The sequence below is a fragment of the Microbacterium sp. SORGH_AS_0421 genome, assembly GCF_030818635.1.
GTDB lineage: Bacteria > Actinomycetota > Actinomycetes > Actinomycetales > Microbacteriaceae > Microbacterium.
In genome coordinates this window covers 1-25,772 of record NZ_JAUTAO010000001.1, presented here as the reverse complement: position 1 = coordinate 25,772, position 25,772 = coordinate 1, and the positions used below count along the sequence as shown (strand labels likewise).

The window sequence follows — 25,772 nt, the reverse complement described above, 5'->3', positions numbered from 1 at the left end:
CGCTGGTGCGGGACGGCCTTCGTTCTTGTCAGCTCAAGCCTGCGGCAGGCGCTCGATCGTGTAGTCGATCGCGCCGATGAGGCGGCGCACATCCTCGGGCTCGATCGAGACGAAGGTCGCGATGCGCAGCTGGTTGCGGCCGAGCTTCCGATAGGGCTCGGTGTCGACGATGCCGTTCGCGCGCAGGCTCTTGGCGATCGCCGCGGCGTCGATGCTGTCGTCGAAGTCGATCGTGACGACCACGGGGGAGCGGTCGGCGGGATCCTTCACGAAGGGAGTCGCCACCGCGCTCGCATCGGCCCACTCGTAGAGAGCGCCGGACGATTCGGCGGTTCGGGCGCCGGCCCACGAGAGGCCGCCGTTGTCGAGGATCCATCCGAGCTGGTCGTCGAGGAGCAGGAGCGTCGCGAGAGCAGGGGTGTTGAGCGTCTGCTCGAGACGCGAGTTGTCGAGCGCGTTCTTCAGGCTGAGGAACTCGGGAATGTAGCGGCCGGATGCCGCGATCCGCTCGATCCGCTCGATAGCGGCGGGCGAGACAGCGGCGTACCAGAGCCCTCCGTCGGAGCCGAGGTTCTTCTGGGGCGCGAAGTAGTAGACGTCCGCCTGTGCCACATCGAAGTCGATGCCTCCCGCGGCGCTGGTCGCGTCGATGACGGTGAGGGCTCCGGCATCCGCCTCCACGCGCCGGATCGGGGCGGCCACCCCCGTCGAGGTCTCGTTGTGCGGCCAGGCGTAGACGTCGACGCCGGCGACGGCCTCGGCCGCCGAGCGCGTACCGGGCTCGACCTTGCGCACGTCGGGTGCCTGCAGCCACGGGGCGGCGGCCGCCGAGGCGAACTTGCCGCCGAACTCGCCGAAGACGAGGTTCTGGCTGCGGTTCTCGATGAGCCCGAACGCGGCGGCATCCCAGAAGGCCGTCGATCCGCCGTTGCCGAGGATGATCTCGTACCCCTCGGGCAGACGGAACAGCTGCGACAGGCGCTCGCGCGTGCTGGCGACGAGGTTCTTCACCGGTGCCTGGCGGTGCGAGGTTCCGAGGATCGACGCACCGCGGGTGACGAGGGCCTCGAGCTGCGCACCGCGCACCTTCGAGGGGCCGCACCCGAAGCGACCGTCGGCGGGCAGGAGATCGGCGGGCAGTTCCACGTGCGACATGGCACCGATTCTAGGGTCACCCTCGGACGCCGCCCGCGCTCATGTCGGAGGGGGTCGGTAGGCTGGGAGGACTTGCCGCGCGAGATCGAGGACACCCGAATGACCGACCTGATCGACACCACCGAGATGTATCTGCGTACGATCCTCGAACTCGAAGAGGAAAAGATCGTGCCGCTGCGCGCGCGCATCTCCGAGCGCCTGGGGCACTCGGGACCCACCGTCTCTCAGACGGTCGGTCGCATGGAGCGCGACGGTCTCGTGGTCGTGTCGGAAGACCGCCGCCTCGAGCTGACGGACTCCGGCCGTCAGAAGGCCGTCGACGTCATGCGCAAGCACCGACTCGCCGAGCGTCTGCTCAGCGACGTCATCGGTCTCGACTGGGCGTACGTGCACGATGAAGCCTGCCGTTGGGAGCACGTGATGAGCGAGCAGGTGGAGCGTCGGCTCGTCGAGCTCCTCGGCCACCCCACCGAGTCGCCGTACGGCAACCCGATCCCGGGTCTCGATCAGCTCGGCGACGCAGCGAGCGCCACCTTCGACGACGGAGTGATCGGTCTGGTCCGCAAGCTGACGGATGCGGGCGCCCCCATCACGGGCACGGTTCGCCGGCTCGCCGAGCCCGCTCAGGTCGATCCCGAGCTGCTGCAGCAGCTCAAGGCCGCCGGCGTCCTGCCGGGCGCCCGCGGTGACTACCGCTTCAACGAGGGATACGTCCTCATCCAGATGGACGGCGTCGACGAGGGGCTCGAACTGCCCGTCGAGGTGGCCTCGCACATCTTCCTGGTCGCCGAGGACTGAGCTCGGCCGCTTTCCGCAAGGTCGGGCCGAGCATCGCCTGGGAGCGGTTACCGGAGCGTGACTTGTTCGTTATCTTCGGGTAGCCTCAGAAAGTCCACAGGTGAGAAGCCCGCCGTCGGACCCCTCGCGGTTTGCCTCATCGGCTCGTCGTCCGCGCAGGGCCCAGCCCGCACATCGTGCCCCGTATTCGAGTGCTGACGAGCCAGCGTCCCCGAAGACGCAGAGGCGCCGGAGGAACTTTGGCTGAACACAACGAGCCCGCAGCGGACCTACCCGAAGGCACCGCGACGGAACCCACCCGCAAGAGCACTCGTGCCGCGGTGACCCGACCGACGAGCCGCGCTCTGCAGACCGCGCCCCTCACGACTGCTCCGGTTGTTCGCCCCACCCCCGCTCGAGGCGCATCGTCGCCTCGCCGTGTCGGCAAACCGCTGCGCAGCGCGGTGATCCTCTCGATGGTCGCCGGCCTCGTCGCGACCGTCGCGATCCCCGCCTATGCCGCGACCATGCCGGCCGCCGAGACCATGACGTTGCAAGAGATGTCGGCTGCCGACAACCAGTCGCTGGTCGTGGCGTCCGACGCCGCCGCTGAGACCCTCGACCGCAGCAGCTACTCGGCCACCACGGCTGACGAGATCCAGAAGAAGAAGGATCAAGAGGCAGCTGCCGCCGCCGCCGCCGAGCGCGCCCGTCAGCTCGCCGCCAACGCCTCGAAGGCGTCGACCTCGGTGAGCTCCATCGACCTCAACATGACCGCACCCGGATCGGGCGAGGTGCGCTGGCCCCTCACGAGCTACACCCTCGGTCGTGGCCTGTGGGACTCCGGCTATCACCAGGGTGTCGACCTGCTCGCTCCCGGCGGTCAGCCCATCTTCGCCGCCGCCGGTGGAGTCGTCAGCGTCTCGCAGGAGAGCTACGGCGGGTACGGTGTCGCGATCGTGATCGAGCACGTGATCAACGGCCAGAAGGTATCGACCACGTACGGCCACATGACCTACGGCAGCCGTCAGGTGCAGGCCGGCCAGACCGTCGCCCCCGGTCAGCTCATCGGTCTGGTCGGATCGACGGGCAGCTCGACCGCCAATCACCTCCACTTCGAGGTGCACATCAACGGCTCGGTCGTCGATCCTTACGCCTGGCTGCAGCAGAACGCCGGCTGATTCTTCTGACGGGGCGGCGTGGCGGAGGACATCGTTCTCCGACACGCCGCTTTCCGTTTGCCCCCTCGGCCGACCCCGGGCGTGTCGTGGTGGGTTAGCCTGTCACCGACGTCGGAAGAACCGAAGGGACCAGCCGATGAACACCAGTCCGCGCATCCGCACCATGGATGCGCTCGGGCTGCTCGTTCTTCGGCATCGTGTGATCGGATGCCGCGGCCTCGCCGTGACCTCTCAGGCGCTGTCTGCCTAGACAGCGCCTTTTTCATACCCTTTCGCGCCTGCCGTCGTCGCGAGTCGAACATCCGAGAAGCCGTCTCGGCCATTCGAGAGGACGAGAAATGCGCACACTGGTGCTGAACGCGGGCTACGAGCCCCTCGCTGTCGTGTCTTTCAAGCGAGCCCTCGTGCTCGTCATGAACGACAAGGCCACCGTCATCGAGAGCGTGGACGAGGACCCGGTCTGGGCCGCCCACGGAACCTACGACCGTCCGGCGGTGATCATCCTGACGCGCTACGTGCGCGTGCCGGGCGCCCGCCAGGTACCGGTCACCCGCCGCGGTGTTCTGCGCCGTGACGCGCACCGCTGCGGATACTGCGGCAAAGCGGCGTCGACGATCGATCACGTGCTTCCCCGCTCGCGCGGCGGTAAGGACACGTGGGAGAACCTCGTAGCGTGCTGCCTGCTCTGCAATAACGTGAAGGGCGATCGCACACCTCAGGAGATGCGCTGGGAGCTTCGGCTGGTGCCGGCGCCCCCTCGAGGCTCGTCGTGGACCGTGCGCGGCGTGGACAAGAGCGACCCGCGTTGGGAACCATATCTGGCGCTGGCGGCCTGAAAACGACAAACTCGGGACCTCCTCCCGCGGGCGTCGATAGGCTGAAACGGTCGGCGCGATCGGTTCCGCGGTGGCGTGGGGACGGCCTCGACTCGAGCCGTTCACACGATGCCCATGCGCCGATCCGTCGCGGTCTCGTCGTCCCCGACGGGATCCACGCGACGCGAAGGGCAGTCCTCGATGGCCACCGATTCTCACCGCACCGTCTCCGCTGTCGAGCGCATCGGCTTGATGGATTCGCCCCCCGAAGAGCGCTTCGATCGCATCACCCGGCTCGCGCGAGAGATGTTCGACGTGGACTACGCGCTCGTCAACATCGTCGGCGAAGACGAGGTGTACACGAAGTCGCAGCCGCCCGAGACCCACTTCGGTCGCACTCCCCGCGAGGCGGTGTTCTGCGGTGAGACGGTCAAGCAGGACGGCATCCTCGAAGTCGACGACGCGACCCTCGACGAGCGTTTCCGTGACATCGCCTCGGTGACCGAGTACGGGATGCGGTTCTACGCGGGCTTCCCGTTGCGCACCGACGACGGTGAGCCGGTCGGTACCCTCTGCCTCATCGACCCCGATCCGCATGCCCTCGACGAGGATCAGCGTCGGTCGTTGGAGCATCTCGGTCGATGGGCGCAAGCCGAGATCCGACAGAGCGATCCGGGTCCGGTCGAGGGTGCCGTGGCGACCGGCCGAACGCCGCGAGCGGACGACTTCACCGCGGACGGTGTGCGATTGGCATCCCTCGCCATTCCGCACGGGGTCGTCAGCGGCGATCGGAGCGGGTGGCAGGAAGTGGGCGGACGCGTGGTCGTGACGCTCGCCGACGTCATGGGCAAAGGCGAGGCGGCGGGTGCGGTGGCGGAAGCGCTGTTGCACGCACTGCAGGCGCGTCGAGACATGTCTCCGGTGGCGGCGATGCTCTCGGTCGAGGACGAGGCCCGCTCGAGCGGCCTCTACCTCGACACCTTCGCGACGGTGTTCCACGCGGTCATCGACGCCGCCGCCGGCACGGTCGACTACATCGACGCCGGTCATGGTCTGACCCTGGTGCTCCGCGCCGACGGGTCGTCGGAGCGTCTGACGTCGCGGAACCTCCCCCTGGGGCTGCGCCCCGCTGACGTCGAGTGGGAGGCCGGGCGCGCGAGCGTCAGCCGAGGAGACCTGCTCGTGAGCGTGTCGGACGGCGCCCTGGACGCGTACGACTCGACCCTCGAGAGCCTGCGTCTCATCGGCGACGACCTGCGCGCGGCCGCCGACCCGCACGGATTCTTCGACGGCTTGACTCTGCGGGTGTCGACGCACCAGGTCGACGACGACGTCACCGCGGTCGTGCTGTCGGTGAGCTGACGGCCTCCGCGCAATCCGTCACCCCGGCGAACCGATCACGGTCGTCGGGGTGACGGCATCCTGGGTCTGCTCCAACGTCAGCGGGATGACGGAGAAGAGGAATCGCTTTCGGACCATGAAGAGGATGAGTCCGATCACGACGCTGTGGATGAGCGTTCCCTGCCATATGCTGCCGCGGTCGAGGCCGGGGATGTTCGCGACGGCGAGCACGAAGAACACGTGCACGATGAACACGTAGAGGCTCGCCTGGCCGAGGGGGATCCACAGCCAGCCCATGCTCTTGTACAGCGGCTTCCACGCCACCGTGAGCACCGCGTACGAGCACACGATCACGAGGGGCAGATCGAGCAGGCGTCCCCATTCGAGGAAGATGCGCTGGTACCCCGAATCGTAGAGCGAACCGTAGAGGTCGGCGGGGAACGGGACGGGCGTGAAGCCGTAGGTCTGACCGGCCCAGAGGTACACGAGGAAACCCGCGTAGCCGACGACGAACACACCGACGCCGATCTTGCCCGGGATCGAGGTGAGGGCGCGGATGATCTGTCGCCGGTAGTAACCGATCACCAGACCGTGCGTGAACAGCACCTGCCAGAGGGCCAGGGGGAAGACCGCATCGAACTGCGAGGGGAGGCTCAGCGCACCGGGCGCCACATAGTGCACCGCGTAGACGCCCCAGCTCAGGGCGAGGACGAGCCACCACATCTTGCGTCGGATCAACCACATGAGGGCGGGATAGGCCAGGCTCAGCACCACGAACAGGCCCATGATGTTGAACGGCCACGGGCCCATCTCGAGCAGGAGGAACTGCCGAACCGCGTACCAGGGCGGTGGGTAGTCGAGCAGGCGTTCCGCGTTGGGGTAGAGGTCGTAGACGCGGCCGCTGTCTCCGGTGCCCCCTTCGCCCGTACCCCGGTCGGTGAAGGTGGTGATTGCGGTGGTGTCGACGAAGGGGACGAAACCGACGGCGAAGATCAGCAGGATCACGGCCAGGGCGACGAGATACTGCTTGCGTGCGCGAGCCCATGCGGCGAGGGCGGCGGCCCACTCACCCCCGCGCGCGATGGCGGCCGGGAAGACCATCCCCAGGACGATGCCGCTGAGCAGGACGAAGAGCTCGGCGCCGGTGATCGCGCCGATCGCCTTGAGCGATGCATAGGCGAAGGGGCTGGTGACCTCGATGTGCGTGACCACCACGACCACGATGATGAAGCCGCGCACCATGTCGATGCGCAGATCCCGGCTCGCGGAGGAGTCGTCGTACCGCCACTTCGGCACGGCACGCCCGACGAAGCCGGATGCCAGGAAGGCCACGGCCAGCACCGCGGCGCTGCCGGCGATCCAGTTCATCTCGTCGGTGGGCTCGGCGCCGCCCTGGCGGACCTGGACAGTCGCGGCGGAGGCCTGTTCGGGGGTGACGACGGTCGTCACCGGACCCCAGCGGATGAGCCCTGCGGCATCGAGGTCCGCCCGAAGCGATCCGGCGAGCTCACCGTTCGCCGTCGCCCGCCAATCGACGACCTGACCACCCGCCTCCGCCTCCTCGCGGACGACCTCGAGCCAGGTGACCCCCGTGAGGAGAGGGTGGTCGGGGAGTTCGGCCAGGATCTGCCGCCACCACCCCTGCTTGACCGCGAGCTCGGTGTCACCCTCGCGGCCGAAGTCGTAGAGCGCACCGGTGTCGAGGAGCATGGGCTTGTCCTCGGCGACGGCGAAGCGGTCGTAGAACGATGTGCGCTGGCCGGTGGCGTAGCCCCAGCTCTCGTCGAAGCGCGCGGCGACCTCGCCCTCGTCGGGGGCGCTGTTCGTTTCGAGCGGGACGTCACGTCCGGCGGCGGCCGCCGACTCGCCCTTGCCGAAGTAATACATCGTCAGTCCTACGCGATCGACCGCGTCGGGGTCGGGGAAGTACGGGCCGTACGGGTCGTCGGCTTCGGAGAAGAGCCCGTCTCCGTCGGTGTCGAGGGTGAGGCGGTCGCTCTTCGTCAGGGTGTCGAGTCGCCCGTCCGCGCGTTCGAAGGGGTAGCCGGCGGCGTACGAGGGGCTCCACACGGTCTCGGCCCGCGACGATCCCGCGTGCACCACCTCGGCCACTCGTTCGAAGGCGCGGACGTATGCGGTCGGCTGCTGTCCCCATGACACCCACGACCCGTTCATCTCGGGGGCGAAGCGCACGAACTGCACCGCATCGTACTGCGAACGGTAGTTCTCCAGACGGGAGTTGAGGTCGGCCGCGTCGGCGTCGGTGAGCCGGTCGAGGGGTACCGAGGGCTCAAGGGTCAGGACGAGGGCGGCACCCTGACCGGCGACCTGTGTCGCCGCGCGCTCCCACTCAGAGATCGCCCGACCGTCGAGGGGATACGACAGGCGAACGGTATACATCGCGGGCTGTTCGCCGAGGCGACCGCGGTACCCGTCCGGGCCGTCGTCACCCCAGTTGAGCTCGGCCCCGAACCATACGCCGTCGTCGGTGGGGACTGCGGCGGCGGCCGGAGCCGCCACGGTCAGAAGGAGCGCGGCGGTGAGCCCCAGAGCCGCCGCGACCCGCTGTCCGATCCGTCTCACGTTCTTCTCGACTCCAGGGTCCACACGTTCCGGTCGCCATCACGGTCGAGAGCCACGTCGTCGACGCTCGCACGGGCGAGAGCGAGGCCCCGGCCGCTGACCTCCTCCTCGCCGGCCATACGCACGGCGTCCAGATCGAGGAGGGGAGGATCGCCGTCGTCGCGGAACGTGGCCCGGATCACCCTGGAATCCGCGAACAGTTCCAGGGTGAACCGGCGCTCATCGGCATCCCCCCGCGAATGTTCGACGACGTTGCCGGCGATCTCGATGACGGCGGTCTCGAAACCGAGACGAGTCGCGGCGGGGACCTCGCCTACCTCGGACCACCACGCGGCGAGCAGCTCGAACACCGCCTCTAGGCTCGCCGGCGCGACCGCGGCGTCGAGCGAGCGGTGGGCGGTCGAATCAGCCACGGAGGGCCCTCGTCGACGCTGGGGCGCGGACGCAGCACGCGATCGAGATTGGTCAGACCCAGAACCATCGTGACCTGCTCGGACGGCGCGGCCAGACGCAGGTCGCCGCCCGACTGTCGCGCGACCTTCAGGCACGATACGAGGGCGCCGAGCCCCGACGAATCGACGAACTCGGTCTGCGAGAGGTCGACCACGACGATCCCACCCGCCCCGCGGTCGATCTCGGCGGTCACGGTCTCACGGAACGTCTTCGCCGAGACCATGGTGAGTCGGCCTCGGGGGATGACGACGGTACCCCCGTCTCGGGTGTCGATGTCGACCTGGAGCATGTCAATAACCCTTCGGTTGGTGATCGGAGGCGGAGTACAGCACCGCGCGCACGATGATGCTGAAGACAGCGAGGTCGTAGAGGACCCACGCGATGTTGATCAGGGGAGCGATGCCCTCGGCCTGACCGGCGGCATAGCGGATCGCCACGACACCGAGGGAGGCGATCATGGCGCCCATCACCCACAGCTGCGGCTTCACCAGATCCCACCGCGGGCGGTTCTCGAGCGAGCGCGTCTTCGGGGTCACCGAGAAGCCGAGCGAGCGACCGCGGTAGACGTTGTCGAACGCGCTGGTCACCGCACGGATCCAGACCGGGAAGAGCGCCAATGAGTACTGCGCGCCGCGCCAGGTGGGGCGTCCGTTCGCGACGACGAGGAAGAGCACCTGGTTGATGACGAAGAACGGGATGAAGCGGGCGAAGAAGTCCACGCTCCACGCCTGGACGGGCATGACCCCGAAAGACAGGTACAGCACGGGGGCGGCGACGTAGACGATCGCCGCGAACCCGGACAGGTAGCTCCACATGGTGCCGAAGTACATCAAGCGCTGACCCCAGCTGAGGCCCTTCTGCACCAGCGGATTCTCGCGGAACATGACCTGCATGGTGCCCTGGGCCCAACGCAGGCGCTGGGTGAGCATGGTGGGCAGGTCCTCGGGGGCGAGTCCCTTCGCGAGGACCTCGTCGTGGTAGACCGACGTCCACCCGAGGCCGTGCAGGCGCATCGAGGTGGCCATGTCCTCGGTGACCGAGATGGTGGCCAGGGGCATGATCGCCTGGGCCTCCTCTTCGCGTCCGACGTCGAAGGACTCCACGAGCATGCTCACCGACTCCACCGCGGCCAGCGGCGACAGGCTGCGCTCGCCGAGGGCGTCGAGGGCGAGGTCGTCGACGGCGGCCAGAGCGGCGGGGTCGCCGGTGACCTCGGCCAGCTCGGCGAGTTCGGCGCGCACGCTCGCGATGTCCTGGTCGGCGAGCTCTCGGCGCACCTCGACGATGCGGCGCTGGAACGCGAACGTCAGATCCGCCAGAGCGTCCCCGCGGGCGATCCCCGACTTCAGATCGTCGAGGGCTCGCCCGACCGCGTCGAGGGATGCCGTGATGCGGGGATCGGAGACGTGCTCGCGGCGAGCACGGGCGAGAACCCGACGGGAGGAGCGGATGCCACGGTTCACCGCGAGGGTGACCTCGCCGACGTAGCGCGAGACGCCCAGTTGCATCATGGCCTCGCGGCGGAGGATCGCGTTCGACCCGCAGAAGAAGGCGGCGTTCCAGCCGTCCTTGGATTGCTGGATGGGGCCGTAGAACAACGGGGCCTGGCTCCCCAGCGGGTCGCTCACGGGCACGTTCACGAACCACTGGGGCGTCTGGACCAGCGCGACGGTGTCGTCTTCGAACCACCCGAGGGTGCGGTCGAGGATATCGGGGGACGGCACCTGATCGGCATCCAGGATCAGAAGGAACTCGCCCTCGGTCACCATGAGGGCGTTGTTGAGGTTGCCGGCCTTCGCGTGGCGCGGGCGGTCCCGCCACGCCTCTGAGCGGGTGACCACCCCGATGCCCTCGGCCTCGGCGAGAGCGCGCAGCTCGGGGCGATCGCCGTCGTCGAGGATCCACGTCTCGTGCGGGTAGCGGATCGCTTTCGCCGCGCGGGCGGTGTGCATCACGAGGTCGAGGGGCTCGTTGTAGGTGGTCACGAGCACGTCGACCGTGACGTCGTGCCGGAGCGGGGGAGCGTCGTGGCGCTCGCGGAGTCGCCACGCCCCCAGGCCGAACAGCAGGGAGTCGATGAGGCTGTAGGTCTCGGCGAGGACGAGGGGGACGGCGATCCACCAGGACTCCCAGTTCACCGAGGCGAGCCAGCGCCACGTGATGTAGTTGAGTCCCGTGGCGGCCGACAGGATCACGATGATTCGCACGAGAGCGAGACGTCGCGCCTTCGACAGCTCTCGACGCCGAACCTCTCGTCGCAGGTCGTCGCGATGAATGGTGGTTTCGACGATCACGTTTGTGAACCTTTCCGTCTACTTTTCATCCTGTTTGAGAAGAAGTTCACCCGCACAGTCCTTGACGCGCGAGCGACCGAAACGACAAGGTTCGTCTCCTCGGTCCGAGAAGCACCGCTCGGGTGGTGAGATGGATGCATGGCCCGCGCTCTCCTCGTCATCGACATGCAGCAGGGGTTCGACGACCTCGCCTTCTGGGGGCCGACCGCGAACCCCGACTGCGAACGCAACGTCGCCTCGCTGATCGACGCCTGGCGCCGGGCGGAGGAGCCGATCGTCGTCGTGCGGCACGATTCGGCCTCTCCCGGTTCCCCCCTTCACCCCGATGCCGAGGGCAACGCCCTCGTGGAGGTGGTCGCCGACGCCCCGGCGGACCTCGTCGTGTCGAAGAGCGTCAACTCGGCGTTCTACGGAGACCCCGACCTGCACGCTTGGCTGGGCGAGCGCGGCATCCGGGAACTGGTGATCTGCGGCATCCAGACGAACATGTGCGTCGAGACGACCGCGCGCATGGCGGGAAACCTCGGCTACGACGTGACCGTGGTGCTGGATGCCACGTGCACCTTCGACCTGAGCGGAGAGATCGCGGGGCTCGGGACCGTCACCCGCACGGCCGCCGAACTCATGGCGAACACGGCCGTCGTGCTGCAGCAGGGAGGGTTCGCGCGGATCACCGCGACGACCGATCTGGTCTGAAACGGCGTGTGCACGGAGCCGTCCTCGGCGGGATGTCGGCGAGCCCGCGCGCGCTTTTCGTTTCGCGATCGGCGCTTTCCGCGCGATGTCGGAGGTCGATCGTATCTTCGACCCACAGGGATTGAGGTCATCGAACAGATGTTCTAACCTGTGGGAGTGAGGGCGATCGTGAGAGACCAGGTACAGGCCGTACCCGATATCCATGCGCTGCGCGATCGCCTCGAGCGCATGCAGGGGCGCCGCATGGACGCCCCCGTCCTGCCGACGCACCCGGCGTTCTCGTCGTTGCTACCCGGTGGGGGCCTGCGGCCGGGGTCGGCGTACGCGCTGACCCGCTCGGCCTCTCTTCTGCTGGCGCTCATGGCCCGTCCCTCCCAAGACGGGGCGTGGTGCGGGGTGATCGGCATGCCCGAGCTCGGCGCCGAGGCCGCAGAGAAGTACGGTCTCGATCTCGACCGTCTCGTGTTCATCCCCGATCCGGGTCCCCGGTGGCTGGCCGTGACGGCGACGATCACCGAGGTGCTCCCCGTGGTGGCCGTGCGCCCTCCCTCGGGATCGACGGCCGCGCGCGGGGGTGCCGAGACCACGCGACTGGCCGCTCGCCTGCGCGATCGCGGGTCGGTGCTGCTCGTGCAGGGAGCCTGGCCCCAGGCCGAGGCCGTGATCGACGTGGCCGACCCCCGATGGTCGGGGCTCGGCCAGGGGCACGGGTATCTGGCTGGTCGCGAACTGACCGTGTCGGTGACCAGCCGCCGTTCGCCGAACCCCCGGCGCGCCCGCATGCTGCTGCCCGCGGCCGACGGGTCGATCGAGCTGCTGGGCGCTCCGGCCGAGCGTCTGGTTCCGCGCGAGCGCACCGCGTTCCCGGTGCGGGCGGTGGGGTGATGCAGGCCCCGACGCGCAGCCTCGTGCTGTGGTTCCCCGACTGGCCCATCACGGCGTTCGTGAGCGAGGCCGTCAGTCCTCCTCGACCGGATGCCGCGGTGGCGGTTTTCGCGCACAACCTCGTCATCGCGTGCTCGTGGGCGGCTCGCGCACAGGGCGTACGCCGCGGGCAGAAGCGCCGTGACGCGCAGGCGTTGTGCCCCGGGCTGCAGGTGGTGCCGGCCGACCCGGTACGGGACGTGCGGGCGTTCGCCCCGGTGGTCGCCCGGATCGAGGAGCGCGCGCCCGGGGTGCATGTCGTGCGGCCGGGGCTCTGCGCTCTTCGGGCGCGCGGGCCGGCGCGGTACTACGGCGGCGAACTCGAGGCGGCTCGGATGCTGATCCGTCAGCTCGACGACGACGGGTTCGCCGGCGTGCGTGCGAGCGTCGCCGACGGGGTGTTCACCGCCGAGCAGGCCGCTCGTTCGGCTGCGGCCGACGACCCCGTCCGCATCGTCGAACCCGGCGAGGCCGGAGCTTTCCTCGCGCCCCTCTCGATCGCGACCCTCGACGACGACGAGTTCGGCAGCCTGCTGTCGCGGTTGGGCGTGCACACCCTGGGAGAGCTGGCCGGGCTCTCGGTCGAACGAGTACGAGAGCGTTTCGGCGAGAGGGGCGTGCGCCTGCACGCGCTCGCCGGGGGGCTCGATTCCCAACCGGTCCAGCCGCGCACACCCCCGCCCGAGTTGCACCGCGATGTCGCGTTCGAACCACCGCTCGAGCTCGCCGACCAGATCGCGTTCGGCATGCGCGTGGCGGCCGAGGAATTCATCGCCCAGCTCGGCGCGCACGACCTCGTGTGCACGGAGCTGCGGGTCGTGCTCACGGGGGAACGGGGCGAGCGCAGCGAGCGTGTCTGGCTGCACCCCGGTTCGTTCGATGCCGCGGCCGTGGTCGACCGCGTGCGCTGGCAGCTCGCCGAAGACGCCCAGGGCATCTTCGGCAGCGGCGTGGCGGGCGTGCACATCGAACCCGAGGCCGTCGACGCCGCGGCGCACCACGCCAAGGGGCTGTTCGGGGCCGGACCCGACGAGCGCGTGCACCACGCCCTCTCGCGCGTGCAGGCCATGCTCGGACACCGCGGGGTCGTGACCCCGACGATCGGCGGTGGGCGCTGGCTCGCCGAGCGTCAAGTGCTCGTGCCGTGGGGGGATCGCGCGGTCACCGAGAAGGTGCGGACCCGGCCGTGGCCCGGCAGTCTCCCCGACCCCCTGCCCGCCACCGTCTACCCCGAGCCGCGTCTGGTGGGGGTCACCGATATCGCAGGGGCTCCGGTCACGGTGGGGGAGCGCGACGTCCTGAGCGCTCCGCCCGCGGTCCTCGAGACCGCGGGGCAGCGACGCCGTATCAGCGAGTGGGCGGGCCCGTGGCCGATCAGCGAGCGGGGGTGGGACGCATTGCGCGCACGCAAGGCACACCGCTTCCAGGTGGTGGACGCCGATGGCGGTGCGTGGCTCCTGGTGGTGGAAGAGGGCGAGTGGCGGGCGGAGGGGCGGTATGACTGACCAGCGATCCGGCCTCGGGATCGGGGTGCGCTGATGGGCTGGACCAACCCTCCCGTCAAGTGGTCGGAGCTCGAGCGCCTGCTCAGTGACTCCCGCCGTCCCACCGGGGCCCCGCCGAACGGCGACGGAGGCGACAGCCCGGCATGGTCGCACAAGCGCGGCGCCTACGTGCCGCCCTCGATCGACCGACCGGCCGACACCGTGCCCTACGCCGAACTGCACGCGCACTCGTCGTACTCGTTCCTCGACGGTGCGTCCTCTCCCGAAGAGCTCGTCGAAGAGGCCGAACGTCTGGGCCTGCATGCGCTCGCCCTCACCGACCACGACGGCTTCTACGGCATCGTGCGCTTCGCCGAGGCCGCCGAGCAGCGGGCGGTGAACACCGTCTTCGGCGCGGAGCTCTCGCTCGGGCTCGCCGGTCCCCAGAACGGTGAGGCCGACCCGATGGGTTCGCACCTCCTCGTCCTCGCCCGTGCGGAAGAGGGGTACCACCGACTCGCCGCGGCGATCACCCACGCCCAGCTCACCGGCGCCGAGAAGGGCCGACCGGTCTACGACCTCGAAGACCTCGCCGAGCGTGCCGGAGGACCGGGCGATCCGCAGTGGGCGGTGCTCACCGGATGCCGCAAGGGAGCGGTGCGTCAGGCCCTTGCTTTCGAGGGCCCGGCCGGAGCCGCGCGAGAACTCGACACGCTCATCGACCTGTTTGGCGCGGAAGCGGTCTACGTCGAGTTGATGGACCAGGGCGATCCGCTCGATTCCCGTCGCAACGACGTGCTCGCCGGTCTCGCCGCCGAGCGGGGCCTGCCGATCCTCGCCACCAACAACGTGCACTACGCCGCTCCGCAGAAGGAGCTGCTCGCGGCCGCCGTCGCCGCGGTGCGGGCCAACCGCGGGCTCGACGAGCTCGACGGCTGGCTCCCCGCCCACGCCGGAGCGCATCTGCGTTCGGGGGTCGAGATGGCGGCGCGGTTCCGGCGGTATCCCGGAGCGGTCGCTCGGACGGTCGAGCTCGCCGACGAGATCGCCTTTCCGCTACGTCGGGCCAAGCCCGCGCTGCCGCAGCAGAAGGTCCCCGAGGGGCACACGCCGATGTCGTGGTTGCGCCACCTGGTATGGGAGGCCGCCCCGCGGAAGTACCCGAACCTGTCCGACGACGACCGGCGCCGCATCGAGCGCGAACTGGGTGTCATCGAGATGAAGGACTTCCCGGGCTACTTCCTCATCGTCTACGGCATCGTCGCCGAGGCGCGTCGGCGCGGCATCCTCTGCCAGGGGCGCGGTTCGGCGGCCAATAGCGCCGTCTGCTATCTGCTCGACATCACTGCGGTCGACTCGATCTTCTACAAGCTCCCGTTCGAGCGGTTCCTGTCGAGCCTGCGCGACGAAGAGCCCGACATCGACGTCGACTTCGACTCCGACCGCCGCGAAGAGATCATCCAGTGGGTCTACGAGGAGTACGGGCGCGAGCGGGCTGCGCAGGTGGCGAACGTCATCCAGTACCGGCCGAAGAACGCCGTGCGCGACATGGCCCGAGCCCTCGGGCACTCCCCGGGGCAGCAGGACGCCTGGTCGAAGCAGGTCGAGCGGTGGGGCGCAACGCTCGAGACCGGGGCCGATCACGACATCCCCGACCAGGTCATCGAGTTCGCGTCGGAGCTGCTGAAGGCGCCGCGACACCTCGGCATCCACTCGGGCGGCATGGTGCTCACCGACCGCCCGGTGGGAGAGGTCGTTCCCATCGAACACGCGCGTATGGAGAACCGCACGGTGATCCAGTGGGACAAAGACGACGCCGCGTGGATGGGGCTGGTCAAATTCGACCTGCTGGGCCTCGGCATGCTCGCGGCTCTGCAGTACTGCTTCGACCTCATCCGCGGGGCGACGGGCGAGGACTGGGAGTTGTCGACGCTGCCCAAGGAAGAGAAGGCGGTCTACGACATGTTGTGCCGCGCCGACTCGATCGGGGTGTTCCAGGTGGAGTCGCGCGCGCAGATGGGCTTGCTGCCCAGACTCCAGCCGCGCAAGTTCTACGACCTGGTGGTGCAGATCGCCCTCATCCGCCCCGGTCCCATCCAGGGTGGGGCCGTGCACCCGTTCGTGCGGCGCAAACTCGGGCAGGAAGAGATCACCTACGTCCACCCCAAGCTCGAACCGGTGCTCGCGCGCACGATGGGGGTGCCGGTGTTCCAAGAGCAGCTGATGCAGATGGCCGTCGCCATCGGCAACTGCTCCGCCGAAGACGCCGACCTGCTCCGCCGGGCCATGGGCTCCAAGCGCGGGCTCGAGCGCATCGATTCCCTGCGCGAGACGCTGTACGCGGGTATGGCCGAGAACGGCCTGGTGGGGCAGGTTGCCGACGAGTTGTACGCCAAGATCCAGGCGTTCGCCAATTTCGGTTTCGCGGAGTCGCACTCGCTGTCGTTCGCGCTGTTGGTCTACGCCAGTTCCTGGATCAAGCTGCACTACCCGGCGGCGTTCCTCGCGGGTCTCCTGCGCGCGCAGCCCATGGGGTTCTACTCACCCGCCACGCTCACCGCCGACGCCCGACGGCACGGGGTGCAGGTGCGTCGACCAGACCTGCTGCGCTCGGGGGTCGAAGCGACCCTCGAGGGAATCGGCGACACACCGGATCATGCCGTCACCGGGCAGGCGGATGCCGCGGGCTCAGGAGCAGACAAGAAATCGGCACCCTGCCCGGGGAGGCGCGCGCCGACAGGGCTCGATGCGTGCGCGCACGCGGTTCAGTCGCCGACGGGGGAGTTCGACCCCTCCGAAGCCGACGAGAGTCCCGCTCATCGCCGTGACGCGGGGTTCGCCGTACGTCTCGGTCTGGCGGGGGTCACCGGCATCGGGGTCAAGGTCGCCGAGCGCATCGTCACCGAGCGAGACACCAACGGGGACTACCGAGACCTGCGCGACCTCGTGCGCCGTACGGGGCTGGTGACGGCTCAGCTCGAGGCCCTCGCCACGGCCGGGGCATTCGAGTGCCTCGGGCACACACGGCGCGAGGCGATCTGGCTGTCGGGCTCGGCCGCTCTGGATCGCCCGGAGTTCCTTCCCGACTCGCTGGTGGCCGTACAGCCGCCGTTGTTCACCGATCCGTCGAGCTACGAGATCCTCGCGTCCGACCTGTGGGCGACGGGGCTGTCGGCCGACGACCATCCGCTCACCCACTTCCGTGCCGCGCTCGACGCCCGCGGCGTGCTGACCTCGAGCGAACTGCGCACCTTCGAGACCGATCGGCGGATCGAGGTGGCGGGGCTCGTCACTCACCGGCAGCGGCCGGCCACGGCCTCCGGGATCACGTTCCTCAACCTCGAAGACGAGCACGGTTTGATGAACATCATCTGCTCGGTCGGCGTCTGGAACAGGTACCGCCGGGTCGCCCGCGAATCCCCCGCCCTGATCGTGCGGGGGGTGCTCGAGCGCTCGGTCGAGGGAGTGACGAACGTGGTCGCCGACGGGTTCACCGATCTTCGGGTGGGCGTGGCCCACTCGTCGCGAGACTTCCGATGACGTCGGACGTCATCACTAGACTCGGGCCATCTCGCCCGGTTCCGCACCTGACAGGGGAAACGACATGACTGACACTCCCACTCCGCCCGACGGCTGGTATCCCGACCCCGCGGGAGGCGGCGGTCTGCGCCGCTGGAACGGCACGAGCTGGACCGATGAGGTGCGCTCCGCCGCCGGTGACCAGGCAGCGCCGGACGAGTCGGTGCACGACGCCTCTTCGTCGAATGCCCCGGTCGACGCCTCCGGCCAGGACACGCCCGGCCGTGACGGCTCACACGACGCCTCTTCGTCGAACGCTTCTGTCGACGCCTCCGGCCAGGATGCGCCCGGCGGTGACGGCTCACACGACGACGCCGCCGCCTCGCTCACCGCGTCCGAGCCCGTCGCCCACCCGCCGCATGAGGGCGCAACGCTCGACCGCGCGCCGCATGCGCCGAACGACTCCGCAACCTCGACCCCCGCGGGTGCTGGATACACCGCGGCCAGCGCGGGTGTTCCGCCGGTGACACCGCCCGTTGCTCCGTCCGCGGCGCCGGCGTACACGTCGGCTCCCGCCTTCCCCAGTGCCCCGTCGTACCCCACCGGTCCGGCGTACGGTGCCGCCACCGCCGCAGGCGCAGACTACGGTGCGGCCCCGGGCTACCCGAGCGCACCCCCGGTCGCCTACGACACCGCCGCGCCCCGCCGCGACATCAAGACCAACACCGTGTGGATATGGCTGATGGTCTTCCTGCCGGTGCTCAGTCTGCTCGGCGTGGTCATCTTCGACTGGTCGTCGTACTTCCGCGACGCCTTCTACGCCGGTGTGTACTCGTACGATTCCGGCCCCGCGTCGATGGCCGGCACCAACGCGGCGACCACGCTGATCGCCGTGGTGTCGTCCGTGGTGAGCCTGGTGGTCTCCGCGCTCACGGTGCTGTTCGCCTTCCTCGACTGGCGTCAGCTGCGCGCCCGTGGCGTCGATCGCCCGTTCCACTGGGCTTTCAGCTTCTTCGTGCTGGCGATCGGCTCGGGCCTGGTCTACATCATCGGGCGCGGTGTCATCCTGCGGCGCCGCACCGGTTCCGGCCTCGCCCCGATCTGGGCGTCTATCGCCGTCCACGTCGCCGTGATCATCGCGCTCATCGTCTGGATCATCGTGCTGGTCTCACAGCTGACGACCATGATCAGCGAGTTCTCCAGCAGTTACGGCTACTGACACGAGGGGGTGCCGTCGGTCGATTCGGCGGCGCCCTCTCCCCTCTGTTCGATGATGACGCTGCGTGACGTTGTGTTGCCCTTCGCGTCAGCATCGCCCGAGGCATCCCGTGGCCGACATACGGTCCTCTCACCGACGCCCGATGTCGGTTCCACCGGGGAGGCCACGCATGTCCACACCATCCATCGCCCAGCAGGTCGACGACTTCAACGTCGGCTTCGAATCACAGATCGGCGATCGCCTCGCCACGGTCTTCTCCGACGAGCAGAGCGACCTCCGCGCAGCAGGCGTGCCGACCGGTGCCCTCGGCGAGGGTGACGCGGCTCCCGACGCCGACCTGGTGACCGCCGACGGCGCGACGGTCACGTTTTCGTCCGTCCTCGGCGGTACGGCAACCGTCGTCGTCTTCTACCGCGGCGCGTGGTGCCCGTACTGCAACATCACGCTGCGCACCTACCAGCAGAGCCTTCTGCCGACGCTTGAGGAGCGCGGCGCGCAGCTCGTCGCGATCTCGCCCCAGACCGCCGACGGCACCGCGCAGAGCCAGAGCAACGGCTCCCTCGGCTTCGCGGTTCTCTCCGACCCCGGTAACGTCCTGGCCGACCGGTTCGGCATCGTCACCGAACCGAGCGCGCACGCCCAGGAGGCGCACACGGAGCTCGGATTCGCCGTCTCGGACAGCAACGCCGACGCGACGGCGCGCGTGCCCTTCCCTTCGGTCTACGTGATCGATCGGGCCGGACGCATCCGCTTCGCAGATGTCCACGTCGACTACACCTCGCGCACGGAGGTCGCCGACATCGTCGGGGCCGTCGACCGTCTCGGCGAGAGCTGATTCGGTGCCGACCGCCGGGGCGCCCCGCCTCGGTGGTCGGCTCGAGGCTCCTCGGATCAGCGGCCTCGCGCCACCAGGATCGCGTCGAGCACCGCGTGAGCGGTGTCGTCCTTCGAACCCGACACCGTCGAGATGACCTCGCCGGCGGCGTCGACGATCATGAGCTCGTTGTCGGACGTCTCGAACCCGCGAGACCACCCCACGGCGTTCGCGGCCAGAAGATCGACGCCCTTCCGCGCGGCCTTGGTTCGGGCGCGCTCGAGCAGCTCGGCGTCGTCGGCGACCGTCTCAGCGGCGAACGCCACGATCGTCTGCCCCGCTGGGCGAGCGGCTACGAGCCCCGCGACGATGTCCCGGTTCTCCCTCAGCTCGAGGGAGAGTCCGCCGGGGGAGTCCTGTTTGCGGAGCTTGTGCTCCGACACCGCGGCGACGGAGTAGTCGGCGACCGCCGCGGCCATGACGATGACGTCGGCGTCGGGTGCCACGGCATCCATCGCCTGTCCGAGTTCGTCGGCGGTGCCGACGGCGATCACCTCGACGCGAGGATCGGGACGGGTATCGGCGTCGAGGTGCGCGGCGACCAGGGTCACACGGGCGCCTCGGTCGGCGGCGGCCCGCGCGATCGCCACGCCCTGTCGTCCGCTCGAGCGGTTGCCGAGGAAGCGAACAGGGTCGATGGGCTCGCGGGTGCCCCCGGCGCTCACGACGATCGAGACTCCCTCGAAGTCGCGCGGTCGTTGCACCAGGGCGAGGGCTGCGGCCGCGATCTCTTCGGGCTCCGACATGCGTCCGGGGCCCGAGTCGCCGCCGGTGAGCACGCCGTCGGTCGGGCCGACCACGTGCACGCCGCGGGAGCGCAGGACGTCCATGTTGTGGACGGTGGCCGGATGCCGCCACATCTCGGTGTGCATCGCGGGGGCGACGACCACCGGTGCGGTCGTGGCGAGAAGGGTCGTGCCGAGCAGGTCGGAGGCCAATCCCGCCGTCATCGCGGCCAGGGTGTTCGCGGTGGCGGGAGCCACGATCACCAGATCCGCGGATTGGCCCAGGGCGACGTGACGGACGCGCGCGACGTCGTCGTGCACCGAGGTCGTGACCGGGTTGCGGCTGAGCGACTCCCACGTCGGCAGGCCGACGAAGCGCAGCGCGTCCTCGGTGGGGATGACGTGCACGTCATGCCCCGCCTTCACGAGCAGGCGCACGAGGCTCACGGTCTTGTAGGCGGCGATGCCCCCGGTCACTCCCACGACGACGAACATCGTCCCAGTCTTCCAGGTCGGCATCCGCGGCGGGGCGGAGTGCCGAGAACAGGGGAGCCGACGGGAACGGGGGCTTTCCGTACCGAACGGCCTGTTCTCGTGCCGCTGCCCGTTCTCGTGACGGTGTCGGGTCGCCTCCACGGCCCACCCGACGTTCGTTCGGCACGGGTAGCGTTGTCGGAATGTGCACCGTCGTGATCGACGTCCCCACCGCTCCCGGCGAACCCGTGCGGGTGCTCGCCGTCCGCGACGAGGACCGCGATCGCCCCTGGCGCGGCATCGGACCCTGGTGGCCCGAGCGCGACGGCGTCGTGGGCGTGCGAGACGACCGCGCCGGCGGTGCCTGGCTCGCAGTCGATCCGACCGCTCAGCGGCTGGCGGTGCTGCTCAATCGCGAGGATCTCTCCGACCGCCGCGACGATGAGGTCGTCAGCCGAGGCAGCGTTCCCCTCGACGCGGTGGGGTCCGGCATCCCGAACCGTCCCGCCACCCGCGGCTTCAATCTCGTGGAGGTGGATGCCACGGGCGCGCACCTGGTGGAGTGGGACGGCCTCGTCTCGCGTCGCACGCCGCTGACCCCCGGCACGCACATGGTCGCCCATCACGCCGTCGACGACCCGGGCACCCCGCGGATCGCGCGCTGGCTGGGCGCCTTTCGCGAGGCCGGCCTGGCGAACGGATCGGACTGGTGGATGCCCTGGCTCGGCGTGATCGAGACGTCGACACGCGAGCCCGAGGGGTCGGTCCTGCGCCGAGACGCCCACGACGGGCTCGTGCTCGAGTCGCTTCTGGTCTGTGTCGCGAGCATCGGCCCCGAGGGAGTGGACCTGCGCGAAGGGACGCTCGCGGAGCCGGGGCGGTGGGACGAGGGTCTCGTCGACGCTCTGCGCGATCGCATCCCCCTCGCGAGTTCGCCCCGAACCACTCGCGGTGAAGCGCCGCAGTAAGCTGGGGAGATCCCGCCTCCGTAGCTCAGGGGATAGAGCGCCGCACTCCTAACGCGGGCGTCGCAGGTTCGAATCCTGTCGGGGGCACTTCGGGCGGACGCTCTCGGCAGGCTCCTGTTCATCGCCGTGCTCGCCCTGAGGCGGCGCTTCGCCGCCGGGTCACGACGCCCAGCGTGCGAGATGATCGTGCTGGTCCCGCCCGAGACGCGGTCGTGTGTACGCGGCGCCGTGGACGCGGACGAGGTGGTGTTCGACGAAGGCGCGAAGCATTTTGACCGTGACACCCAGCTCTTCGGCGACCTCGCTGGGACTCAGCCCGATCGATTCGAGCCGAGCGTAGTGCGCGGGATCGACGAGCAGGGCGGCAGCGTACGCGTCGGCCGCGGCTTCTGCGGCGGGATCGTCGCGCCCTTGGTGCGCGTGGAACGCATGACCGAGCTCGTGCGCGAGGACGCACGCGCGTTCGATGGGAGTGAGGCCGAAATCGTAGACGACTCGGCGCCGCTCGTGATCGTAGAACCCTCGATACGGTTCGGGGAGGTGGGCGACGTGGACGGTGACGCCGAGGTGCGCCGCGTGGGCGAGGAGCTGCCGCATGATCTCCCTGTCAGTCGGTGGTCGTCCGCTCGTCGGTGTTGGCGGCGTCGCGGAGACCGGGCGCAGTGCGACCGATGTAGGTCACGTTGTCTTCGTCGTCGACGATAGGGGAGGCCTCCGACATCGACTCGAGCAGCATCTGCAACCCGTCCTGCGCGCCGCGGCCGCCGCTGTAGTCGACCAGGGCCATGCTCACGATCTCGGTCGTCGGCACCTGCAGGACCGCGGCGATTCGCTCGAGTTCGGAGACGGACGTCTCGTTCACGCCGTCTTCGCGCCGCTTGAGATTCGACAGGGCGATCCCGGTGCGCCGGGCGAGCACTTCTCGCGTCATGCCTCGCCGCGCGCGTGTGGCCCGGATGGCGGTGCCGAGATATGCATCGAACGCGTGGGGCGTCTTCTTCTGCCGGACCATGCCGTTCAGCCTAGGGGAGTAGGTGTGCGCAAATGGGCTCCCGGCGAGTTGAGATGTTCGCATTCAGTCTGTTAGTGTCCAAATATGGATACCAGCGCTTCGCGATCTGCGGATCGGGCCTCTCCGGCCCAGGATCCTCGGGGTGCGGACCTGCCGAACCCCGGCGTCGACGAGGTGTCGGTGCGGGAGTATCTCGTCGCCGGCGGCCGCCAGGGCCTGACCGTCGAGGAGATGTTCCCCACCTGATCTCGTCTTCACCGAATACCGCGCTGGCTCCTTTTCCTGGCGTGGAACCGTATCTTCGCACCTGACCACCGTTCGTATCCCCCGCTCTCGAACCGACCACTTCTTCTGCCCGAGGCTCGACGATCCAGTGAGATCCGACGTCGACGTGCATAACGGCTCAATCGAGGGGGGCCATGGTTCGTTGGAGCACGCTGGTCGAGTCGGCATCGTTCGATCAGCTCGGCACACTCGATGCGAGCGACATCTCCGATCACGCCAACCTGCTGGCGGAACGTCGCCTTCGCCCGCGCGATCTGTACCGGCGCTGGGAGGAACAGCAGTGGTCGGCGGACGCCGTTCGTCTCGATCGTGATCGCGACACATTTCAGACCCGCCTGCCGCGCACGCTGAGGCGTCAGCTCGAAGCCACGATCTCGACGTTCATCGTCGGCGAGTACACGGGGCTCGACCTGCTCGCGCCCGTCCAGCTCGGTGCGCCCGATGAAGAGGATCTGATCTTCCTCGGCACCCAGGTCGCCGACGAAGCCCGTCACGCACGCTTGATGTTCCGCGTCGGTCACGAAGTGCTGGGGTATGACCCCGACCCGACGATCATGCTGCGGCAGGCCTGGGAACTGGCGGAGCAAGAGCATCGGGATCTCGCGCTGCTAGAAGGCGAGATCATGCGGGCGAGTGTCGCGAATCCCCGCGACTACGAGAAGTGGCTGCGGTGCGTCACCCTCTTCCACCTCGTGACCGAAGGCGTCCTCGCGGTGAGCGGTCAGCGCTCGATCGTGCGTGCCCTGGGGAAGACCGACCTGCTCCCCGGCATCCGCTCCGCCTTCGCGGCGATGTGTCGAGACGAGTCACGCCACATCAGCTTCGGTCTGCACGCGCTGCGGACGGGCATCCGAGAGGGCCACGCCGACGCGATCTACGACGTGCTCGAGAGGGCCATGCCGCTCGCGCTCGTCCTCACCGACCGACTGCAGCCCACCTCGGCCTTCCTCGCGGCGGACTCCCACGAGGCGCGCGCCGCGACGCAGACCGGCGTCGACTCGTTCCTGCGCGGCATGCGGTGGATCGGAGCCGACCCCGCTTTCACCCGCCACGTGGTCGACCGGGCACGGGTGGTCGCGCCCGAACGCCTCGAGGGCCGGCATGTACGAGAGCACACCGGGCGCGTCGCCGCCCCGATCGAGAGGAACCCCTCATGACCCCCGACGACGTCATCGCAGGGCTTCGCGCCTTTCTCGCCGACATGCTCGACCTCGCGCCGGAGTCGATCCGGCCGGAGAGCACCCTCTTCGACGATCTGGATGTCGATTCGCTGTCGGTCCTGGAGCTCGCCGTCTTCTCGGAAGAAACCTACGACGTCGATCTCGAGCCCCTCCTGCGCGAAGCGCACACGGCGGGTGACCGCGCCGAGGTGACTCTGGCGTGGCTCGCGGATCGGATCGTCGCCGCCCGCAGCCCCGCGCCCTCGCAACCCGAGGCGGCGTCATGAACCATCGAGTCGCCCGCGCGAACCCCGCGTCGCCCGCGACCCGCGCACTGCGACCACAGAAAGGAGGTGACGACATGCAGGCGATCCTCAACCTCCAGAAGCTCGAGGCGGCCACCGACGTCTCGGCCATGGCCGCGAGCACGGTCAGCAATCACTGCGTCCGCTGAGCACGACAGCGCGCTCAAAGGCGATCCACGGAAAGGAGGGGAACATGTCGATCCTCGATCTGCAGAAGCTGGAGACGGCTCGAGAGACCGCCGACGGCTTCGCCGCGGTGAGCAGCATCAGCACCCACTGCTTCTGATCGCACCGTGATGGGGCGGGTGAGCGCACCCGCCCCGGTCGTCGGAACCGCCGTTTGGTGGGGGAGTGACCTCTCCCACCAAACGTGCGATCTCGCTCATTTGTGGAAGACACGGAGAACGAAATGACTCACAACGAGGACGACGTGAAGACCTGGGTCGCCGAGTGGCGCCTGTGGGGCGGAGTCTCCATCGTCGTGCTGCTCGTCTGGGGTGCGTGGTGCCTCATGCGCGGGAGCTTCGACACCTTCTGGCCCCTCGGTGCGATCGTCGTGTGGGCCGGGGTCCTCCTCTCGGCCCCGTTCTGGCCCTCTCGGCGTAAGCCCGACACCTCGGACGACACCTCCCGACCGAATCCGGAGGGCCGTCGCGATGTCTGAGCGGATCGTGGTCACGGGGATGGGGGTCGTGACGCCGATCGGATCCACCGTCGGGACGTTCTGGTCGGCGCTTCTCTCGGGACACTGCGGCGTTCGCGACATCGACGGATTCGATGTGAGCGATCTCGGAACGCGGTTCGCGGGTCAGGTCGACGATGCCGATTACCACCCCCTCGTGCCGGCCAAGGTCAGACGACGTGTGGACCGGTTCGTGGCGATGGCCCTCGCCGCAGCCGTTCAGGCGGCCGGGCAGAGCGGACTCGATGAGAAGGTCGATCCCGCGCGCCTCGGAGTCTGCGTCGGCACGTCTGCCGGTCCCCTGGCGACGAATGCGGAGGCGAGCGCGGCACTTGCCGTCGGCGGTGCGCACGAGCTGCGGCGTCGGTTGCCCTACCTGGCCGCCAGCGGATCGATGGGCGGCGCGGCCGCCGAGATCGCGAGAGCCCTCGACGCGCGGGGACCGTCTCTGACCGTCTCCACCGAGTGCTCCAGCGGAGCCAACGCCATAGGGCTGGCGACGGCCCTGCTGCGGGCGCGGGTCGCCGACGTGATGGTCTGCGGCGCGTCCGACGCCACGGTCACCCGGCTCTCGATGGCGAGCATGTCGATCGTCGGCGCGCTCTCGGAGCGAAACGACGCCCCGTCCCGGGCCTGCCGTCCCTTCGACGCCGACCGCGATGGATTCGTGCTGGGCGAGGGGAGCGCGATGCTCGTTCTCGAGACGGAGACCCACGCTCGTCGGCGAGGGGTGCAGCCGCTCGCCGAGGTCCTCGGATTCGGCGCCGCCACCGACATCGCTCACGCGACCGCCCCCGATGCCGATGGACGGGGCGCCGTCGCAGCGATGCGCGCGGCCCTGGTCGA

26 protein-coding genes and 1 tRNA gene are annotated in these 25,772 nt (G+C 69.2%); 19 read left to right on the top strand and 8 right to left on the bottom strand.

Features of this window, described 5'->3' with window-relative positions:
* Window positions 1-33: 33 nt before the first annotated feature.
* Window positions 34-1,155 carry a phosphoserine transaminase gene (serC, locus tag QE416_RS00135; protein ID WP_307312724.1) on the bottom strand — a complete coding sequence of 374 codons (1,122 nt, stop codon included), beginning with the start codon at window positions 1,153-1,155 and terminating at the stop codon, window positions 34-36.
* Window positions 1,156-1,254: 99 nt separating this feature from the next.
* Here serC and QE416_RS00130 point away from each other — a divergent pair, with 99 nt between their 5' ends.
* The 4 genes from QE416_RS00130 (at window position 1,255) to QE416_RS00115 (ending at window position 5,290) form a co-directional block, all read left to right on the top strand.
* Entirely contained in the window at window positions 1,255-1,953 is a 699-nt protein-coding gene (locus tag QE416_RS00130) for a metal-dependent transcriptional regulator (protein ID WP_210073793.1), read from the top strand.
* Between the two features lie 320 nt (window positions 1,954-2,273).
* On the top strand, window positions 2,274-3,113 hold the full coding sequence (locus QE416_RS00125; protein WP_307312723.1) for a M23 family metallopeptidase: 840 nt from the start codon (window positions 2,274-2,276) through the stop codon (window positions 3,111-3,113).
* Between the two features lie 338 nt (window positions 3,114-3,451).
* Window positions 3,452-3,949: an HNH endonuclease gene (locus QE416_RS00120; protein ID WP_115919011.1), complete on the top strand. Its 498-nt coding sequence runs from the start codon at window positions 3,452-3,454 to the stop codon at window positions 3,947-3,949.
* 180 nt (window positions 3,950-4,129) lie between these two features.
* Entirely contained in the window at window positions 4,130-5,290 is a 1,161-nt protein-coding gene (locus tag QE416_RS00115; protein WP_210073795.1) for a SpoIIE family protein phosphatase, read from the top strand.
* An 18-nt stretch (window positions 5,291-5,308) separates the two neighbouring features.
* Here the strand turns inward: QE416_RS00115 and opgC are convergent, their stop codons facing one another.
* The 4 genes from opgC to QE416_RS00095 are packed head-to-tail and all read right to left on the bottom strand — an operon-like array spanning window position 5,309 to window position 10,512.
* The gene (gene opgC, locus QE416_RS00110; RefSeq protein WP_307312719.1) at window positions 5,309-7,852 is read right to left on the bottom strand and encodes an OpgC domain-containing protein; all 2,544 of its coding nucleotides are present in this window, start codon (window positions 7,850-7,852) and stop codon (window positions 5,309-5,311) included.
* Window positions 7,849-8,265 (bottom strand): ATP-binding protein, encoded by a 417-nt coding sequence (locus QE416_RS00105; protein WP_210111979.1) that lies wholly within the window; start codon window positions 8,263-8,265, stop codon window positions 7,849-7,851. The genes opgC and QE416_RS00105 overlap by 4 nt, the downstream gene beginning before the upstream one ends.
* Window positions 8,208-8,594 (bottom strand): STAS domain-containing protein, encoded by a 387-nt coding sequence (locus QE416_RS00100; RefSeq protein ID WP_307312716.1) that lies wholly within the window; start codon window positions 8,592-8,594, stop codon window positions 8,208-8,210. The genes QE416_RS00105 and QE416_RS00100 overlap by 58 nt, the downstream gene beginning before the upstream one ends.
* Window position 8,595: 1 nt before the next feature.
* A complete protein-coding gene (locus tag QE416_RS00095; protein WP_307317812.1) occupies window positions 8,596-10,512 on the bottom strand; it encodes a glycosyltransferase family 2 protein in 1,917 nt (638 codons plus the stop codon).
* 225 nt (window positions 10,513-10,737) lie between these two features.
* Between QE416_RS00095 and QE416_RS00090 the strand changes: the two genes are divergently transcribed.
* The 6 genes from QE416_RS00090 (at window position 10,738) to QE416_RS00065 (ending at window position 19,276) form a co-directional block, all read left to right on the top strand.
* Complete coding sequence (locus tag QE416_RS00090) at window positions 10,738-11,295, top strand: cysteine hydrolase family protein (protein WP_307312715.1); 558 nt, start codon at window positions 10,738-10,740, stop codon at window positions 11,293-11,295.
* 168 nt (window positions 11,296-11,463) lie between these two features.
* Window positions 11,464-12,180, top strand: coding sequence for a hypothetical protein (locus QE416_RS00085; RefSeq protein WP_115919912.1), 717 nt, complete (start codon window positions 11,464-11,466; stop codon window positions 12,178-12,180).
* Complete coding sequence (locus QE416_RS00080; protein ID WP_307312714.1) at window positions 12,180-13,724, top strand: DNA polymerase Y family protein; 1,545 nt, start codon at window positions 12,180-12,182, stop codon at window positions 13,722-13,724. Before QE416_RS00085 ends, QE416_RS00080 begins: the two co-directional genes overlap by 1 nt.
* 33 nt (window positions 13,725-13,757) lie before the next feature.
* Complete coding sequence (locus tag QE416_RS00075) at window positions 13,758-17,243, top strand: error-prone DNA polymerase (RefSeq protein ID WP_307312713.1); 3,486 nt, start codon at window positions 13,758-13,760, stop codon at window positions 17,241-17,243.
* A gap of 64 nt (window positions 17,244-17,307) precedes the next feature.
* A complete protein-coding gene (locus QE416_RS00070; RefSeq protein ID WP_307312712.1) occupies window positions 17,308-18,441 on the top strand; it encodes a DUF2510 domain-containing protein in 1,134 nt (377 codons plus the stop codon).
* Window positions 18,442-18,610: 169 nt separating this feature from the next.
* Window positions 18,611-19,276 (top strand): peroxiredoxin-like family protein, encoded by a 666-nt coding sequence (locus tag QE416_RS00065; RefSeq protein WP_210073807.1) that lies wholly within the window; start codon window positions 18,611-18,613, stop codon window positions 19,274-19,276.
* A 56-nt stretch (window positions 19,277-19,332) separates the two neighbouring features.
* Here the strand turns inward: QE416_RS00065 and coaBC are convergent, their stop codons facing one another.
* Window positions 19,333-20,535, bottom strand: a complete 1,203-nt coding sequence (gene coaBC / locus QE416_RS00060) for a bifunctional phosphopantothenoylcysteine decarboxylase/phosphopantothenate--cysteine ligase CoaBC (RefSeq protein WP_307312710.1) — start codon at window positions 20,533-20,535, stop codon at window positions 19,333-19,335.
* Window positions 20,536-20,717: 182 nt separating this feature from the next.
* Here coaBC and QE416_RS00055 point away from each other — a divergent pair, with 182 nt between their 5' ends.
* Together QE416_RS00055 and QE416_RS00050 are read left to right on the top strand one after the other, a co-directional pair.
* On the top strand, window positions 20,718-21,482 hold the full coding sequence (locus QE416_RS00055; RefSeq protein ID WP_307312708.1) for an NRDE family protein: 765 nt from the start codon (window positions 20,718-20,720) through the stop codon (window positions 21,480-21,482).
* 14 nt (window positions 21,483-21,496) lie between these two features.
* A tRNA-Arg gene (locus QE416_RS00050) sits at window positions 21,497-21,569 on the top strand.
* A 72-nt stretch (window positions 21,570-21,641) separates the two neighbouring features.
* On the opposite strand, the gene QE416_RS00045 is transcribed toward QE416_RS00050, so the two are convergent.
* Together QE416_RS00045 and QE416_RS00040 are read right to left on the bottom strand one after the other, a co-directional pair.
* Window positions 21,642-22,079, bottom strand: coding sequence for an ImmA/IrrE family metallo-endopeptidase (locus QE416_RS00045; RefSeq protein ID WP_210073814.1), 438 nt, complete (start codon window positions 22,077-22,079; stop codon window positions 21,642-21,644).
* 10 nt (window positions 22,080-22,089) lie between these two features.
* Window positions 22,090-22,494, bottom strand: coding sequence for a helix-turn-helix domain-containing protein (locus QE416_RS00040; RefSeq protein WP_307312706.1), 405 nt, complete (start codon window positions 22,492-22,494; stop codon window positions 22,090-22,092).
* An 84-nt stretch (window positions 22,495-22,578) separates the two neighbouring features.
* On the opposite strand from QE416_RS00040, the gene QE416_RS00035 reads away from it, so the two are divergent.
* The 7 genes from QE416_RS00035 to QE416_RS00005 form a co-directional block, all read left to right on the top strand.
* Window positions 22,579-22,740, top strand: coding sequence for a hypothetical protein (locus QE416_RS00035; RefSeq protein WP_210073818.1), 162 nt, complete (start codon window positions 22,579-22,581; stop codon window positions 22,738-22,740).
* A gap of 173 nt (window positions 22,741-22,913) precedes the next feature.
* The gene (locus tag QE416_RS00030) at window positions 22,914-23,936 is read left to right on the top strand and encodes a ribonucleotide-diphosphate reductase subunit beta (RefSeq protein WP_210073820.1); all 1,023 of its coding nucleotides are present in this window, start codon (window positions 22,914-22,916) and stop codon (window positions 23,934-23,936) included.
* Window positions 23,933-24,226, top strand: coding sequence for an acyl carrier protein (locus tag QE416_RS00025; RefSeq protein WP_210073822.1), 294 nt, complete (start codon window positions 23,933-23,935; stop codon window positions 24,224-24,226). Before QE416_RS00030 ends, QE416_RS00025 begins: the two co-directional genes overlap by 4 nt.
* Window positions 24,227-24,300: 74 nt before the next feature.
* Window positions 24,301-24,393 (top strand): class III lanthipeptide, encoded by a 93-nt coding sequence (locus QE416_RS00020; RefSeq protein WP_210073824.1) that lies wholly within the window; start codon window positions 24,301-24,303, stop codon window positions 24,391-24,393.
* Between the two features lie 44 nt (window positions 24,394-24,437).
* On the top strand, window positions 24,438-24,530 hold the full coding sequence (locus tag QE416_RS00015; RefSeq protein ID WP_210073826.1) for a class III lanthipeptide: 93 nt from the start codon (window positions 24,438-24,440) through the stop codon (window positions 24,528-24,530).
* A gap of 123 nt (window positions 24,531-24,653) precedes the next feature.
* Entirely contained in the window at window positions 24,654-24,908 is a 255-nt protein-coding gene (locus QE416_RS00010; RefSeq protein ID WP_307312703.1) for a hypothetical protein, read from the top strand.
* Window positions 24,901-25,772: beta-ketoacyl synthase (locus QE416_RS00005; protein WP_307312700.1), on the top strand; the 872-nt coding region annotated here is incomplete at its 3' end. The genes QE416_RS00010 and QE416_RS00005, both read left to right, overlap by 8 nt.